The sequence below is a fragment of the Hansschlegelia quercus genome, from assembly GCF_004310425.1.
Classification (GTDB): domain Bacteria; phylum Pseudomonadota; class Alphaproteobacteria; order Rhizobiales; family Methylopilaceae; genus Methylopila; species Methylopila quercus.
Window position 1 is genome coordinate 25,310 of record NZ_SIUB01000003.1, and the last position, 16,085, is coordinate 41,394.

At 67.1% G+C, this 16,085-nt stretch carries 11 protein-coding genes; 5 read left to right on the forward strand and 6 right to left on the reverse strand.

Features of this window, described 5'->3' with window-relative positions:
- The first annotated feature begins 103 nt into the window (after positions 1-103).
- The 4 genes from EYR15_RS07075 (at position 104) to EYR15_RS07090 (ending at position 5,108) form a co-directional block, all read left to right on the forward strand.
- Positions 104-952 (forward strand): C1 family peptidase, encoded by an 849-nt coding sequence (locus EYR15_RS07075; protein ID WP_165455452.1) that lies wholly within the window; start codon positions 104-106, stop codon positions 950-952.
- Positions 949-1,239 carry a protease inhibitor I42 family protein gene (locus EYR15_RS07080; RefSeq protein ID WP_131002518.1) on the forward strand — a complete coding sequence of 97 codons (291 nt, stop codon included), beginning with the start codon at positions 949-951 and terminating at the stop codon, positions 1,237-1,239. The genes EYR15_RS07075 and EYR15_RS07080 overlap by 4 nt, the downstream gene beginning before the upstream one ends.
- A 383-nt stretch (positions 1,240-1,622) precedes the next feature.
- Positions 1,623-2,603 carry an AAA family ATPase gene (locus EYR15_RS07085; RefSeq protein WP_131002520.1) on the forward strand — a complete coding sequence of 327 codons (981 nt, stop codon included), beginning with the start codon at positions 1,623-1,625 and terminating at the stop codon, positions 2,601-2,603.
- Positions 2,604-2,735: 132 nt separating this feature from the next.
- A complete protein-coding gene (locus EYR15_RS07090; RefSeq protein ID WP_165455453.1) occupies positions 2,736-5,108 on the forward strand; it encodes a S8 family peptidase in 2,373 nt (790 codons plus the stop codon).
- Between the two features lie 177 nt (positions 5,109-5,285).
- Here the strand turns inward: EYR15_RS07090 and EYR15_RS07095 are convergent, their stop codons facing one another.
- The 5 genes from EYR15_RS07095 to EYR15_RS07115 all read right to left on the reverse strand — a co-directional run bounded on the left by EYR15_RS07095 (position 5,286) and on the right by EYR15_RS07115 (position 12,093).
- Positions 5,286-7,202, reverse strand: coding sequence for an iron ABC transporter permease (locus EYR15_RS07095; protein WP_245498222.1), 1,917 nt, complete (start codon positions 7,200-7,202; stop codon positions 5,286-5,288).
- Between the two features lie 2 nt (positions 7,203-7,204).
- Positions 7,205-8,062 (reverse strand): ABC transporter substrate-binding protein, encoded by an 858-nt coding sequence (locus EYR15_RS07100; RefSeq protein WP_165455454.1) that lies wholly within the window; start codon positions 8,060-8,062, stop codon positions 7,205-7,207.
- Complete coding sequence (locus EYR15_RS07105; RefSeq protein ID WP_131002527.1) at positions 8,059-10,497, reverse strand: TonB-dependent siderophore receptor; 2,439 nt, start codon at positions 10,495-10,497, stop codon at positions 8,059-8,061. The genes EYR15_RS07100 and EYR15_RS07105 overlap by 4 nt, the downstream gene beginning before the upstream one ends.
- Positions 10,498-10,599: 102 nt before the next feature.
- The gene (locus EYR15_RS07110; protein ID WP_131002529.1) at positions 10,600-11,529 is read right to left on the reverse strand and encodes a FecR family protein; all 930 of its coding nucleotides are present in this window, start codon (positions 11,527-11,529) and stop codon (positions 10,600-10,602) included.
- A 69-nt stretch (positions 11,530-11,598) separates the two neighbouring features.
- The gene (locus tag EYR15_RS07115; protein WP_245498196.1) at positions 11,599-12,093 is read right to left on the reverse strand and encodes an RNA polymerase sigma factor; all 495 of its coding nucleotides are present in this window, start codon (positions 12,091-12,093) and stop codon (positions 11,599-11,601) included.
- Positions 12,094-12,610: 517 nt separating this feature from the next.
- On the opposite strand from EYR15_RS07115, the gene EYR15_RS07120 reads away from it, so the two are divergent.
- Positions 12,611-13,807, forward strand: coding sequence for a CynX/NimT family MFS transporter (locus EYR15_RS07120; RefSeq protein WP_131003262.1), 1,197 nt, complete (start codon positions 12,611-12,613; stop codon positions 13,805-13,807).
- Between the two features lie 109 nt (positions 13,808-13,916).
- Here EYR15_RS07120 and EYR15_RS07125 read toward each other — a convergent pair whose 3' ends face one another.
- Complete coding sequence (locus tag EYR15_RS07125) at positions 13,917-16,046, reverse strand: heavy metal translocating P-type ATPase (RefSeq protein ID WP_131002533.1); 2,130 nt, start codon at positions 16,044-16,046, stop codon at positions 13,917-13,919.
- Positions 16,047-16,085: the final 39 nt, after the last annotated feature.

Genomic DNA, 16,085 nt, shown 5'->3' on the forward strand with positions numbered 1-16,085 from the left:
GCGCACGGCGACAGGCGATGAGCATCAAGGCTCGCGCTTTAGAACAAAATGAGAACATATTATGTGAGGGCGGGCGCACGACTCGCCACCTAGGAGGATGCGCATGCTGGACGTCGAGATCCTGAGTTCCGCGCTCGCTTCCCGAAATGCGACCTGGACAGCTGCGCCGACCAGGCTGACGTCGCTGCCGGCGGACATGGCGCGCGCGCTCGCGGGAGCGATGGACGAGCCGTTGGCGCATACGCTCAGCAAGGCTTCGTCCGCGACGTTGACGGCACCGCATTCGAGCACTGAGATGCCAGCGGTCAAGGTCGACTGGCGCGACAACGGTGGGAACTATGTCAGTCCCGTTCGCGACCAGGATCTTTGCAGGTCGTGCGTGGCCTTCGCCACCTGCGCGGTGATGGAGAGCAGCCTGCGCATCTCGGAGAGCGCGCCCGGCCTCGCTTTGGCTCTTGCCCCAAGGCCATTGTTCTTCTGCGGCCACCCGGCCGGCTGTTCGGTCGGCCGATATGCGTCCGACATTATGTCGAGCGCCCGCAACGGCGTCGCACTGGAGGCCGCTGCGCCATATTCAGTCGCCGACCAGACGTGCAAGGCCATCGCGCCTGCGCTTAGGGTCACCGGCATCCGTCAGTGCGCGGGCGACCTCAGGACGCGTAAGTTCTTCGTCGCCGACGAAGGTCCGGTCTATGCCGAGATGCGACTGTTCGACGATTTTCTGGCTTACACGGGCGGCGTCTATCGCCATGTTCAGGGGGCCGACAACGGGCTGCACGCCGTCGTCGTGATTGGGTATGACGACGCCGAGCACTGCTGGATCTGCCTCAACAGCTGGGGCGCGCAAGTCCAAGAGAACGGCTTCTTCCGGATCGGCTACGGCGAATGCGAGATTGACGCTCGCCCCTTCATCGCCCTCGACGTCGACCGGGTGACGGACGCGGTCTCATGACGCCAGCCGTCGAGCACGTTCCCGCGAGCGTCGGCGAAATCGTCACCGTGACGGTTCCGAACTGGGCTTCGGCTGGCTTTCGATGGAGCGCGCATTTCGACGGAAAGTCACTGGAGGAGATCGACCATGTCGCCACTGCGGGCGACGACACTGTGACGGCCGGCATCGTCAGTTTCCGGTTCAGGCTCCTGGCGGCTGATGCGTCCCTGGAGCTTACGTTGAGCCGGCCAGGACAAGGCGCCCGACAGACCAACGCGTACCGCATCGGCGTCCGCCAGCACGATTGACACGCTGCCAGTTTTTGCAAATTCTGCAAAGAATGGCGATCGAACGACAGTCGTTGAGGCAGAGGGCGTTCGCCGAGACGGCTCGGCGGGCCATGAAGGTTCAGCGGCGCACCTTGAGCCAGGTAGCCGCCGATCTGGACTGCTCGACCTCGAACTTGTCCCGCGTTCTAAGCGGCAAGATTGCAATGTCTCCCGCGATCGAGCGGGGCTTGGCGTCTTCACTGTCTATTGACGACGCTCCCGTAGAGTCGCTTATCGAGATCATCGGTGGACTGAGCCGAGAGGAACTCAAGCTGGCGTTGCAATTTTTGCAAATTCTGCAACAAGTGGGGCAGCCTCGCAGGTAGGCGGTTCCTGGGCTCCGGGTCATCGCGAAGAGGAACATGGCGACAGCCGAACAGGTCATAGCGCTGGTGCGAAGCTACACTCGGCAGGACGAAGGCCGCTTTCTGCAGGTCGCCGCCCAGGTCGCCGAGGAGGCGGAGGCGCGTGGCCAAAACCGCGTGGCGGCGGAGATCCGTGGGCTGCTCGACGATGCCGCCGCCCAGAGCGGCGTGATCCGGAAGTCGGCGGACCCGATCCCGCTCGCTCGCCCGAGAGGAGAGCTTGCCGGCATCATGTCGGTGGCGATGCCCGATCGCCGCCTCGGACAGATGGTTCTGTCAGACGACCTTTCGAAGCGCCTCGATCGGATCGTCAAGGAGCAACGCGAACGGACGCGGCTGCGCGAGCGAGGGCTGGAGCCGCGCCGCAAGTTCCTGATGACCGGACCGCCAGGAACCGGAAAGACGCTGAGCGCGGGCGCGATCGCCGCCGAGCTGGGATTGCCGCTATTCACAGTCCTGCTCGACGGGCTGATCACCAAGTACATGGGCGAAACGGCCGCGAAGCTGCGGCTCGTGTTCGACGCCATGACCGAGCGGCGGGGCGTGTACTTTTTCGACGAGGTGGACGCGCTCGCAGGCAGTCGCGGGGCGGACAACGAAGTCGGAGAGGCGCGCCGGATCCTCATTTCGTTTCTTCAGTTCCTCGACGAAGACAAGAGCGCGAGCCTTATTTTCGCAGCCACCAATCATCCCGAAATCCTCGATCGGGCGTTCTTCCGTCGGTTCGATGCGTCGATCCTCTTCGGCCTGCCTGCCGCCGAGCTCGTGCAGCCGCTCGTCGAGGAGACGCTTGTTGGGTTCAAGCTCGAAAACCTGGATTGGTACGCGATCCGCGGGGCTGCCCACGGACTGAGCCAGGCCGATATCGTGCGGGCGAGCGACGACGCCGCCAGGGTCGCCGTCCTCGAGCACGATGGCCATCTGACAACCGCGCAGCTGATCGAATCTCTGCGGGAGAACGCAACCCAAGCGCGTTGACCTCGGCTATCCGTCCAGCAAGATCGCCGGATGGCAGGCGAATCATACCCTCATCTGAAGCTCGACATTATCCCGTTGAAGTTGCCGTATTCGGCGACCGGGGGAGACGACAAACGGCAGGACGTTCCTGCCGTGAAAAACCGCCGCGCCCATAGCCGCAGTCTCGCGCGCGATCTCGACCAGATCATCGCAGCGAAGGGGCGGCTGCACGACAAGGAGCTTCCTGAGGAGGAGGCAGGCGTCCATCTCACGGCGTTCGCGCGGACCGCGGCAGGGATCCAGGCGTCAGGCGCCCTGATGGACGTCCTCTCGATCAAGGGAGAGGGCAAGGATCAGCGGGTGAACCTCTTCATCCGGTCCGACCGGATCGATGAGGCGAAGAAGCGGCTCGACCGCTACGCCGACTTCGAGGCGAATGCAGACGAGAAAGTCCGGAAACCGTGGAGCTTTCCGTTCTTCGAGGCCGCCGAGCGCCTTGCGCCGACGAAGCTGACCGATCTGTGGACTGATCGGATCGAGCTGTTTCCCAAGAAATCCTCCAGCCAGGCGGAATGGGAGGTTTGGGTCCGCGCCGATGCTGCGAACCGGGTTCGCGGTTTCGCCGGCCGTTACGGCGTGTTCTGCGAACTCGGGCAGGCGGACTTTCCGAGCGTGTCGATGATACGGGTTCGCGCCAGCGCCGACGACCTGCAGTCCTTCGTGGACGCGTCCAGCGCCGTCCTCGAGCTCAGAGCCTGCTCGAGCCTCACTCTGCTGGCCCTCAACATGAAGGCCTCAGCCCAACGCGCGCTCGCCGATGGGCTCGTCTCGAAGATTTCTGCGCCCAGGGCGGTAGCGCCGGCGGTCTGCATCCTCGACACCGGCGTTATGGCGAGCCATCCGCTTTTGGCGCCGGCTCTCGACGCCGGCGACTGCCTGACCCTGAACGACGCCTGGGATAAACATGGCTGGGACCCGCACGGAACGCGTGTGGCCGGACTTGTCCTGTACAGAGATCTTGAGCGGCTGATCGAGAAACCGCGACAGACGCGTCTCGACGTCAGACTGGAATCCGTCGTGGTGCTGCGGCCGCCGACTGGCCTCAGATCGTCTCTGGAAAGCATCGGCGAAGTCGTCGCGGCCGTCGGTCTGATCGAAGCCGGCCGCGCCCGTCCCCGCGTTTTCTGCCTCGCATTCTCGGACTATCGCGGGTTGAACGACGGCGTCCCCACCAAGCTGTCGGGAAGCGTCGATCAGCTCGCCTGGGGCCACAACGGCGTTCAGCGGCTTTTCTGCGTCGCGGCGGGCAACCTGTCCGACGATCCGCTCCTTGTGAGCGGCTACTCGGCACGAAATGACGCGAGCGGCATCGGCTCGCCCGGGCAGGCTCTCAACGCCCTGACGGTCGGCGGATGCACCTTCATCGAAGAGCATCCTCTTGGAGGGCAGCTTCTGTGTCCTGCGGGCGATATCTCCGTGACATCGCGGACCTCGACCTCCTGGACGCTCCGGCGCCGATCGATCAAGCCCGACCTGGTTTTCGAAGCCGGCAACGTCGGCCAGGTGGATGGCGAAGACGCTTGCGAGAGCCTTGCCGAACTTAACCCTCTGACCACGAACGCCAGTCCGCGCATGCTGCTCGGCACGCTCGGGGAGACCAGCGCTGCGACCGGCTCCGTGTCCGGCATGGCCGGTCGGCTCATGGCGCGGTATCCGGACTACTGGCCGGAGACGATACGAGGCCTGTTGATCCATTCGTCCGACTGGACGCCCGCCATGGTCGAGCGCGGCTTCGGCGACAATGAGGAGAAAAAGCGGGAGCACATCCTGTCGATGTTCGGCTGGGGCGCGCCCGACGAGAGCATGGCGAGCGACAGTGCCTCCAACCGGCTGACGCTCGTGGCTCAGAGTTCGTTGGTCCCGTTCAAGGAGGACGGCAGGAGCAACGCGCTCAACGAGTGCGCGTACCATCCGTTGCCGTGGCCGGAGACAGCGCTTAGGGGGCTGGGAGATACGGAGGTCGAGCTGCGCGTGACGCTGTCCTACTTCGTGCAGCCCGACATGCGGGCCCCCTCCGCCAGGCGCCACGCGGACTACCCGTCACATCGTCTGCATTTCGACCTCAAGGGACCCGACGACGACGATCTCGACGCCGCGCGTCGTCAAAACCGAGCGTTTCGGGGCATTCGCAGCGCCAGCCCTCCGCGGCGAAGCGAGGCCAGATGGCGACTTGGTTCGACCCTGCGAGAGCGGGGCACAGTTCACCATGACGTATGGACCGGGCCGGCAAGCGAACTTGCCCGACAGAACGCTCTCAGGATCGCGCCAAGAGGTGGATGGTGGCGGGACGCTCCCGTCTACGCCGGCGTTCCGGTCCGCTATGCCTTGATCGTATCGCTTAGGACGCCGGAAAGCGCCCAAGACATCTACCAGGAAACCAGAACTCGCGTGGCCGCCATCGGCTCAAGGCTTAGTATCCCGCTTTTAGAGCCGTACGTCATTCAACCAGTCCCGATCTCGACCTGAAGGCTGCTAGTCGACCCGCGAGCTGCCGCGTTCGCCGGGGCTCATCCGGCGGAAGGTTTGGTCAGACTAAATGACGCCAACCGACTTGTTGCATCGATGACGTCCGCATTTCAGTCGAACGCTAACTGCGGCTCTTGGCGCAAGCCGGGCGATTCGGATGGCATCCACTTCGCCAACTCAGAATCGACGAAGAGCCACGAGCGCTGCGGTGCCGCCGAGGAGCATGGCAACAATGCCAGCCGGGATCTCATAGGGGAACAAAGCCACGCGTCCGCCCCAGTCAGCGGCGGCGAGCAGCGCGCCCCCGATGAGCGCGGATCCAGCGAGCAAACTCGCAGGCGAACGGCATCCCGAGCCGCGTGCGGCGTGGGGCGCGACCAGGCCCACGAAGCTCAGCGGTCCGATGACGAGCGTCGCGGCCGCGGTCAGGACGCTGGCGAGCGCGAGCGTCAGCGTCTGCACCTGACGGACGCTCAGACCGGCTGAGCGCGCCGCGGGCCCGAGCGGCAGCAGCGCCAAGGGCCGAGCAAGAGCCAGCGCCACCAGAAGCCCTCCGGCCGCAACGAGAAGAATGACGAGCGCCCGCTGGGCGTCGACCAGATAGGTCGAGCCGCTGAGCCAGACGACGGCGAGCGCCATGCGCGGATCTCCGCTCGCCAGCAGGAACGAGACGACGCCCGTGAAAGCCGCAGCGAGGCCTATGCCAAGCAGCAGCGGCTGTTCGGGCGGGGCGCCTCGCGCCAGTCCCTTCAGAGCCCAGAAAGCCGCGAGGCCGGCGCCGAGACCGCCGGCTGCGAGTTGGGCGGCGGCGCCGGCCGCCGGCGCGGCGTAAAGCAGGACGAGGAACCCGAGAGCCGCGCCGGCGCTTACACCGATCATGTCCGGGCTGGCCATGACGTTTCCCGTCATGCGCTGGAGCAACGCGCCCGCGACGCCGATCGCCGCCCCGGCGCCGAAAGCTGCAAGCGCCCGCGCGACGCGCCAGTCGAGCGCCTGCGCGGGTCCCGCCAGCCCCCAGCCATCGGCGGTGCGATCAAGAAAGAGCGCGGCGCCGAGGGCGAGCGCACAGGCGACGAGCAAGACGCCCCATGCCGGTCGCACGCGGCCTGACGGCGTGCTTGCCGGGAGAGGCGCGAGCGAGGGACGGCGCATGCGGGCGGCGAGCGCCATCAGCAGGGGCGCGCCCAATAGCCCCGTGGCGGCGCCCGTCGGCAAATCGAGCGGGATGAGCTTGACGGTCTCGTCGGTCAGCCACAGCAGCCCCGCACCGAAGATCGGGGCCCAGAGCAGCCGCTCGGTCATGGTGCGGGCGCCGACGCCGCGCGCCAGATGCGGCGCGGCGAGACCGATAAAGGCGATCGCCCCGACCTCGGCCGTGGTGAGGGCCGCAAGCCCCGCCGCGAGCACCAGAGCCGCCAGGCGGATGACATGGGGCTTCGCGCCGAGCGCCGCTGCGCCCGCGTCCCGAAGCGCGAAGAGGGCGAAGGTGTGGGCGAGCAGTCCGGCGGCGATCCACGACAGTGCCACAAGCGGAGCGAGGTGGGCCGCCGCTGACCAGTCGTTCTGCCGGAGGGATCCGGAGCTCCACAGGAAGAGAGCCCGCATCCATTGATGATTGAACAGGGCGATCAGCGTCGTCGCGGCGCTCGCCGCAAAACCCAGGACAAGGCCTGCGATCACGACGGTCGCCGGCCTCATCCCAACGCGCGAGGCGAGCCCGAGCGTAAGCGCCGCCGCCGTCAGGCCGCCTGCAAGCGCGATCAGGGACTGCGCCGCGCCGCCCATGGACGCTGTTCCGAACAGAGCGAGCGCGAGCACCGCGCCGGCCGAGACGCCGGTGGTGGATGGCTCGGCGAGCGGATTGTCGAGCGCGATCTGGAGGATGATGCCGGACAAAGCGAGCGCCGCGCCCGCCGCGATCGCTGTCGTCGCACGAGGAAACAGGGTGTAGTGCGCGAGCAGCGCCGATACGTCGCCGGGCTCCGGCGCGAGCAGCGCCGCGGACCACTCGCCGGGCGGCAGGACGCGCGCGAGGCTCGCAAGAAACAGCGCTGCGGCAAGGCCAAAAAATGCCGCCGCGACGAGCTGGCGCATCGTCACGGCGCGCGATCGTCGCCAAGCGCGTCCGACAGCAGCGTCGCGAAGCGCATCATGCTGGCGAGCCCGCCATAGACCCAGACCGGCGGCAGCACGACGACGTCTCGAAATGCTGGCAGCGCCCCCCACAGTGCGCTCTGCGCGAGCGCCGCCGGCGGGCCGGGCGACAGCGCCACGAGGCGGGCGCCGTCGAACCGGGCCAGCCGGTCGAGGCCCAAAGTCGCGAAGCCCCACATGTTGGTCGGGCCGCCATAGGCGTTCGAAAGCCCGACGCGCTCGAGCGCGCTCTGGAACAGGGAGCCTCGCCCGAACACGTCGGCCCGCCGATCGTCGGCGAAGTTCGCGATCAGCACAGGGCGATCAAAGTGCGGAGCGAGCGTCTCGCGAGAGTGGGCAAGCGTGGCGTCGATTCGCGACATCGCGATGGGCGTCCGGTCGGCCGCGCCACAAGCCTCGCCCATTCTAGCGAGCGCGTCGGTCGCCCGCTCGTAGGCGCGTTGGTCGGCCTCGTAAATGGCGAGCTCGAGCGTCGGAGCGATAGCTTCCAGCCGGGATTGCGGCGGCCCATAATGGCGCAGGCGCACGATGAGGTCCGGCTTGAGGCTGGCGATCAGCGCGAGGTTTGGCTGCGCCCGCAGGCCGACATCCGCCACCTCGGCGGGTAGGTCGGGCGTCGCTACCCGCATCCGGTAATACGGCGCCTCGGCGACGGCGATTGGGGTCACGCCTAGCAGGAGCGCGAGCTCCGTCAGCGCCCAGTCGAGCACGACGACGCGCTTGCCCACGGCCTGGGCCCGCGCCGCTCCAGCAAGGGCTAGCGCCCCGCCCAGAACGGAGCGGCGCGTCCAGCCGCTCACCACTTGTATTTCATCGTCGCGTAGACCGTGCGCCGATCGCCGTAATAGCAGCCATAGGCCGCAAGGCAGGTCGACATGTACTTCTTGTCGAACAGGTTCGTCGCGTTCACCTGCAGCGACACGCCTTCAAGCCGCGCGACTTTGCGGCCGAAATCGTAGCGCAGCGACGCGTCGAACAACGTCACGCCCGGCGTCTTGAACATGTTCCCTTCGTTGCCGAAGGAGGCTCCGAGATAGCGCACGCCGCCGCCGAGGCCGAGACCGTCGGCCGCTCCGGGGCCGAAGGCATAGTTCAGCCAGGCTCCCGCCTGATGCTTCGGCACGAAGGCTGGGCGGTTGCCGGTCTGGTTAGCGGTGGTCGTCCGGGTTATCTCAGCGTCCGTGTAGGCGTAGGAGACGATCGCGTCGAAGCCCTGGCCGAGATCGGCCTTGCCTTCGAATTCGACGCCTTTGACCTCGATCTCGCCGGTTTGCGTGCTGACGCCGGTGGGGCCCGCTGTGACCGCGTTCTTCTGCGTGAGATGGAACGCCGAGAGGCTGACGAGACCGTCGAAGCCTTTCGGCTGATACTTCACGCCGGCCTCGACCTGCTTGCCCTCGGATGGCTTGAACGGACTGCCGTCCGCGTCGACGTTCGACACCGGCAGGAACGACGTCGAGTAACCGATAAAGGGCGCAAAACCGCTATCGAACCGGTAGCTCAGTCCGATATTGCCGGTGAAGGCTTCGTCGTCGCTCGTCACGCGAGCGGTTCGGGCAGGCGAGACAGTTTCGGTGGCCGTCTTGTTCTTCGCCCAGTCGTAGCGGCCGCCGGCCTGGACCGTCCACGAGCCCCAATTGATGCTGTCCTGTAGGTAGAGGCCCAACTGGCGCTGGAGCGTGTCGACGCGGAGCGCAACCGGGGGCTCCGTCACCGACATCCCTGGCCCGGGATCGTAGGCGTTGTAGTTCCCCAGGTTCAGAAACGTCAGGCTGGATTCGCGATAACCGGCCTTCTCGCGCGTGAAGTCCGCGCCCACGAGCAATGTGTGCTCCAACTCCCCCGTCGCGAAACGACCCTCCGCCTGATTGTCGACGGTGAACATCTGCGACCGCTCGGGGAACGCCCAAGCATAGCGGTATAGACTGGTCGGCAGGCAGGTCGGCGCGGAAACGCAGTAGTTCTGGACGCGCCGGGTGTGGGTGTCGACCTCGCCGTAGCGAAGGTTCTGCCGCAGCGTCCAGCCATCTGAGAGTTCGTGGCTGAGCTTGTAGCCCATGAACCACTGCTCGTTGACGAAGCGGTCGTAGGACGGCTCGCCGGTGAACGTGCTCGTCGGGAGCCTGCCGTAGCCGGGGTAGCTGTAAAGCGTGCCGATCGCCGGCAGGGCGGGCTGCGCGCCGCCGCCCTTGTCGTCGACCTTCTGGTAGTGCCCGAGCAGCGTCAGCGTGGTTTCGTCCGTCGGCTTCCAGGTGAAGCTCGGAGCGATGAGGAGCTTGTCGTCCTCGACGTGGTCGGTCTGGGTGTCGGCGTCGCGGGCGAGACCGATCAGTCGGTAGAGGAAGCGGCCGTCGGCGTCGAGCGGGCCGGAGACGTCGAAGGCGGCCTGCTTGCGGTCATGGCTGCCGCCCAGAACTTCGATCTCGCCCCTTGCCGTCTCGGTCGGCGTCTTGCTGGTCATCGCCAGGAGGCCGCCGGGACTGCTCTGGCCGTAGAGGCCCGAGGCCGGGCCCTTCAGCACCTCCACGCTTTCCAGCAAATGTGAGTCGATGCGCGCCTGCGAGTAGCCGCGGGCGCCGAAGGGCAGCCGCAGGCCGTCAAGATAACGCCTTGGCGTGAAACCCCGGATCGTCAGCCAGTCATAGCGGGAGTCGGTGTCGCCATACTGGGTCACGACGCCCGGCGTATAGCGCAGCGCCTGGGTGACGTTCTGCGCGCCCTGGTCTTCGATCTGCTTGCGCGTGACGACGTTGACGACGCGCGGCGTCTCGACCAGCGGCGCGCTGGACTTGGTGGCGCCCGCACTGCGGCTCGCGGCATAGCCGACCGGCTCGCCGCCCGTGCTCGCCCCCTGGACGGCGATTTCCGCAAGCTGGGTGCTGTCCTCGGCTGTGACCGCGGTTTCGCGGCGCAGTTGCACCAGCGTCACCGCGTGCGGGTCGACTTGCTCGTAAGAAAGGCCGGTGTCCTGCAGCAGTCGGCGCAGCGCTTCGGCCGGCGCGAGTTCTCCCGCAACTCCTTGGGTCTCGACGCCGCGCAGGGCCGAGCCGGATGACAGAAGCTTGCGGCCCGAAACCTCCGCCCATTGCGTCAGCGCCGCCCCGAGCGGCCCTGCGGGAATGGCGAAACGAACGGGCTCCTCCGCGCGTCCTTGGCCGCATGCCGCGAATACGCTCGCGGCCGCCAGCGCGACTGCCCCCGCGCGCCGCCGCCATGCCTCAGTCCGTCGCGTCATCTCAAGCCCCCGCTCGTCTTCCAGGCCGCACGCGGCGGCCTTAACCGGGAAGACGATGGCGGCCGCCGGTCCGACACCGGCGGGCGCAAAAATTCTCAGGGGTCATTGCGAAGCCGCGCGCACCACGGTGATGAAGGGAAGCCGGGTCACGCGGACGGGCAGCGCCGCCGTGATCGCATCGAGCATCGTGGCGGCGTCGCCCGAGGGGAACGCGCCGGTCAGCCTCAGTCGACGCGCGTCGCCGAGAACGATGATCCGTCCGCCGACATAACGGCCGATCTCCTCCGCGACCTGGTCCAGCGGCGTGTCGTCGAACAGCAGCAGGCCTCGCCGCCACGCGGTCGCGGAGCGGACGTCGACGGAGCGCGGCGCCTGTAGGCTGCCGTTCTTGAGCGTCGTCTCCTCGCCCGCGTCGAGATCGACCTGAGCATCGGTCCGGACGTCCCGGGCGCGGACTCGGCGTTCGGTCACCAGAACGTCCGTCGCGTCGTTCGCCTGCTCGACCTCGAAGGCGGTGCCGAGCGCCCGCGCCTCAAGATCTCCGGCCTCAACGACGAAGGGACGGGCGGCGTCCGGCGACACCGCCACATGGATGCGACCGGAATAGAGCTTCAGGCGGCGCTCACCTGGCGCGAAATCGATGTCGAAGCTCGTCGAAGCGTCGGCCTCGACGGTCGATCCGTCGGCGAGCGCGACCGTCCGCCTCTCACAGGCGGATGTGCGTTCGTCCGCGAAATAGGCTCGCGGCGGCCCGAAGCCTCCCCCGGCGAACGCCCCGCCGAGGCCGATCGTCAGCGCTGCGAGGATCACGGCCGTTCCGCCACCACGGCTTGGCGGCTTCAGGGCGGGGCCGAGCCGAGCCCATACCCGCTCCGCCCGCTCGGCCGCCGCCCGGCGTTCGGCTGAAGACGCCTTCCAGTCCTGGTAGGCCTCCCAATCCTCCGCGACGGCGGACCCGGAATGGAGATGAACGATGCGCTCCAACGCCGCCTCGGTGAGCGGATCCAGTTCGTCCTCGGAATTGTCCGTCATTGCGTGCACGCTCTCCCGGCGCGTCGTTCCAAACTTGAAGACGTCCGGAAAACGAAGCCCGACAGCAGCTCAGGCGTCAGAAGCTTCAAGACTGCGCAGGCAGACCCTGAGCGCCTTCATGATGTGCTTGCTGACCATGCTGGGCGAGATTGCCAGCCGCGTAGCGATCTCCGCATGGGTAAGGCCTTCCATGCGGTTCAGCAGCAGCGCGGCGCGGCTCTTGGGCGGCAGAGCGTCGAGCGCGGCCTTGAACGTGGCGAAATCCTGCCGGGCGATGAGACGGCGATCGGCGAGCGGCGCTGTGTCCGCGAGCAGCGCCGCCTGCTCCAGCGGCACGGTCCGCCCCTGGCGACGCTCACGGCGCACGAGATCGACGATGAGGTTGCCGGCGATCCGCCACAGGAAGAACTGCGACGCGCCGGCCTCGGAGCGCTCGTCGTGCCGGCTCGCGACATAACGCAGGAACGCCTCCTGCGTCAGATCGGCCGCGGCTTCCCGGTCGCGCAGTCGCCGATAAGCGTATCGCCTGAGGTCGTCACTGTAGTTGCGAAACAGTGCGTCCATATCGACGGATCCATGCGTCCCGCCTCGAAACGAAACGTTCATGATCCCGCCCTCAGTTGAGAGCTCCATACCTAACAGAATAAAACCTTGCAAGATCAATAGTTTATAGGAATTCAAAACTGTCGGAACGTTGCGGCCGCGGGGTCCGATGACGGCACCGACCTGACTTCCGCTTCTGGCGCACGGCTAAGGACCGCTGTTGGCGCCGAGCGGCTGCGGATCGTTGACCGCAGGTGACCCTTTCGCGACGTCCGGAATGTTTGCTTTGCGCAGCATCCCGCAACACCAGCGCCGGGGCATCGTTGGGACAGGTCAATCACATTAGTTCGCCTCAACGATGAAAGCGGCGATAGGTCAGGTCGTATCTTGATCACGGGTTGACCACGCCTTGATCGGTCTATATCTGCGGCCACAGACGAGTAGCCGTCCACGGCCATTCGCGTAAGCGTTAACGTCAACCAACGCGCCACATCGCCGTCGTCCGGAACCGGACCGACGGCGCGTGCAGGACGTTGACGTGCAGAGCCCATCCACTTCCACTAGATCCTCGCTCGCGACAGGGCTCGGCCTCTATTGCGGCATCGTCCTGATCGGCGCGAACCTGCGCGCGCCGATCACGAGCCTTGGTCCCGTGCTTCCGGACATTCAACGCGACCTTGCGCTCCGTGGGACGGCCGCCGGCCTGTTGAACGCGCTTCCTTTGCTCATCTTCGCGCTGCTGTCCCTCACAGCTCCTGCGCTAGGGCGGCGGCATGGTCTTGAACGAATTCTCGGCGCGTCGATCGCCGTCATCCTGATCGGCGCCGTCACTCGATCGCTGGCTTTGCCAGGCGCGATCTGGCTGGGAACGACTCTGCTCAGCGCAGGGATCGCCTTTGGCAACGTCCTTCTGCCCGCGTTGGTGAAGCGCGACTTTCCGACGCGCGCGCCGGGCCTGATCGGCCTCTACGCCGCAGCCATGGCGGCGGCCGCTGGATTGGCTGCCGGATTGGCGGCGCCCATAGCGCAAATCCCAGGCCTGAACTGGCGCTGGGCGATCGGAGTCTGGGCGCTGCTCGCGCTCGTCACGTTGTTCGTCTGGGCGCCGCAGCTCCGGGTACGGCAGCATCACCTCGGACCAGCCCCCGCAGGCGACGAGGCGTTCGCATCGCCTTGGCGTCACCCGATCGGATGGCAGGTATCACTCTTCTTCGCCTTTCACTCCCTCGTTTTCTATTCGATCGTCGACTGGTTCGCTTCCTATGCGGCGAGCCGCGGCATCGCCCTGTCATCCGGCGGCCTGATGCTGCTCATCTATCAGTTGGTGGCGGTGGCCACGAACCTGGGCAGCGCTCCTCTCATCCGGCGGCTCCGAGATCAAAGTGGACTGGGCCTCGGGTGTGGGCTCTTGCTTCTGATCGGCGCCGTCGGCCTATTGCTGCTACCAAACCTGTCGCTGCTGTGGCTGATCTGCGCCGGGCTCGGCGCCGGCGTGGCGATGGTCACCAGCCTGTCATTGTTCGGTCTCCGGACCCGCGATCACCATCAGGCCGCTGCGCTGTCGGGAATGGCGCAGTTCATCGGTTATGCGGGCGCAGCGGCGGGACCGTTCCTGGTCGGCGTTTTGCACGATGCGACCGGCAGCTGGACTTTTCCGCTATGCTTGCTGATTGCGTCGAGCGCGTTGGTCGCCGTCTTCGCGACGCTCGCAGGCCGAAATCGCCTGATCGAATAGGCGGCGTCGAGTCTCCACCGTCACGTTCACGGCAATTGTCGCCTTCCCCGACGATGCCGCCGCGTGCAGGTCCGGCCATCGATTCCTCGAACGTTTTAAGAATCGAGGATCAGCGCGACGGATCGAACCGTAGGAGCCGAATGGCATTAGCGGTGACGAGCACCGTCGCCCCCGTGTCTGCGAGGATTGCCATCCAGAGCGGGGTGGCGCCGACCAGCGTCGCGACTAGGAACGCCCCCTTCAGTCCAAGCGCCAGCGCGACGTTGGTCCAGATGTTCGACAGCGTGGCTCGCGACAGGACGACCAGTTCCGCCACTCCGCCGACGCTGTCCTTGAGGAGCGCCGCGTCCGCGGTCTCGAGCGCCACGTCAGTGCCGCCGCCCATCGCCACGCCGACCGAGGCCGCGGCGAGCGCGGGCGCGTCGTTCACGCCGTCGCCGATCATCGCGATCGGGCCCTCGTTCCGGTAAGCCCCGATGGCGTCGAGCTTGGCCGCGGGCAGAAGCTCGGCGCGCTGCTCGATGCCCAGCTCAGCCGCGATCACGGCCGCCGCGCGCGCGTTGTCGCCCGTCAGCATGACCGTGCGCAGGCCGAGCGAGCGCAGCCGCTCCAGTCCGGCCTTCGCGTCCTCCCGCGGGCGGTCCTTCAGCGCCACAAGGCCCAGCAGCCGCTTGCCCTCGCTGACCACGACGACCGTCTTGCCCTCGCTCTCGAGAGCCGCAACGCGCTCGGCCGCGGCGTCCGTTAGGAGCCCTTCTTCCGAGGCATGCCGCGGAGAGCCAACGGAGACGAAGCCGGAGGAGAGGCGGGCCTTGACCGCCTTGCCAGGCGTGGCGGTCCCGCCGCCGAAGGTCCGGGGGATCTCGAGCGAGAGCCGCTCGGCTTCCTCGATGATCGCGGCGCCAAGCGGATGGCTGGAGCTCCGCTCGACCGCCGCGGCCTTCGCGAGGACCGCCTCCACGGAGGCGTCGAACGGCACGACGTCGACGACCTTCGGCCTGCCTTCCGTCAGCGTGCCCGTCTTGTCGAACGCGACCGTCTTGACACGGCCGAGCGTCTCGAGCGCGGCGCCGCCTTTGATGAGCAGGCCGCGGCGCGCGCCGGAGGAGAGGCCGGACGCGATCGCCGCCGGGGTCGAGATCACCAGCGCGCAGGGGCATGCGATGAGGAGCACCGCGAGGCCGCGGTAGATCCACGTCTGCCAGTCGGCGCCAGCGAGCAGCGGCGGGACGAGGATGACGAGGAGGGCGAACGCCATGGCGGCGGGCGTGTACCAGCGGCTGAAGCGCTCGATGAACCGCGCGGTCGGCGCCTTCGAACCTTGCGCCTCCTCGACCATGTGGACGATGCGGGCGATCGTGTTGTCCGCCGCCGCCTTTGTGATCGTGACGTGGAGCTCGCCGTCGGCGTTGATGCTGCCCGCGTAGACGCTCGCGCCAGCCTCCTTCAGCACGGGCCTCGACTCGCCCGTAATCGGAGCTTCGTTCACCTCGGAGGTTCCCTCCGCGACCGTTCCGTCCGAGGGGACGCGGTCTCCCGGACGCACGAGCACGACGTCGCCGACCGCGAGCTCCGACGCGGCGACCTCGTCGATCCCGTCGGCGCGAAGTCGGCGCGCCGTACGCGGGATCAGGCCGACGAGCGCCTTCACGCCCGCCCGCGCCCGGTTCGCCGCGACGCCCTCGAGCAACTCCCCCAACGCGAACAGGAAGACCACGACCGCAGCCTCGGGCGCCTCGCCGATGGCGATCGCGCCGACAGCGGCCACGGACATCAGCGTCTCGATGCTGAAGGGCGTGCCGTTGAGCGCTCCCGCAACAGCGCGGCGGACCACGGGAACGAGAGCTACAAGCGCCGCCACCACGTAGGGCCACTGGGCCCACTGCGGCTCAAGGAGCGCCACTCCCCAGGCGACGGCGAGCAGCGCTCCGGAGGCCAGCACCAGCCTGCCTTTCGCGCTCGTCCACCAGACGCCGTCATGGGCGCCGTGGTTGTGTTCATCCGCGGGGCCGGCCAGAGACGGGTCCAGCGTCTTGAAGCCGAGGGAGTCGACCTTCGCCTTGATGGTCTCGCGGCTGGTCCGGTCCTCGTCGACCGTGATGGACATGAAGCCGGCGGACACGCTGACCTCGACATCGGCGACGCCCGGCAGGCGACGCATCGCCGTCTCGATCTTCGCGGCGCAGGACCCGCAGTCCATGCCCTCGATCTGCAGCTTGAACGCGTTTGCGGCGGCCATCTCGTCACCTCGACAATCCTGAAGCGACAACCGATATGG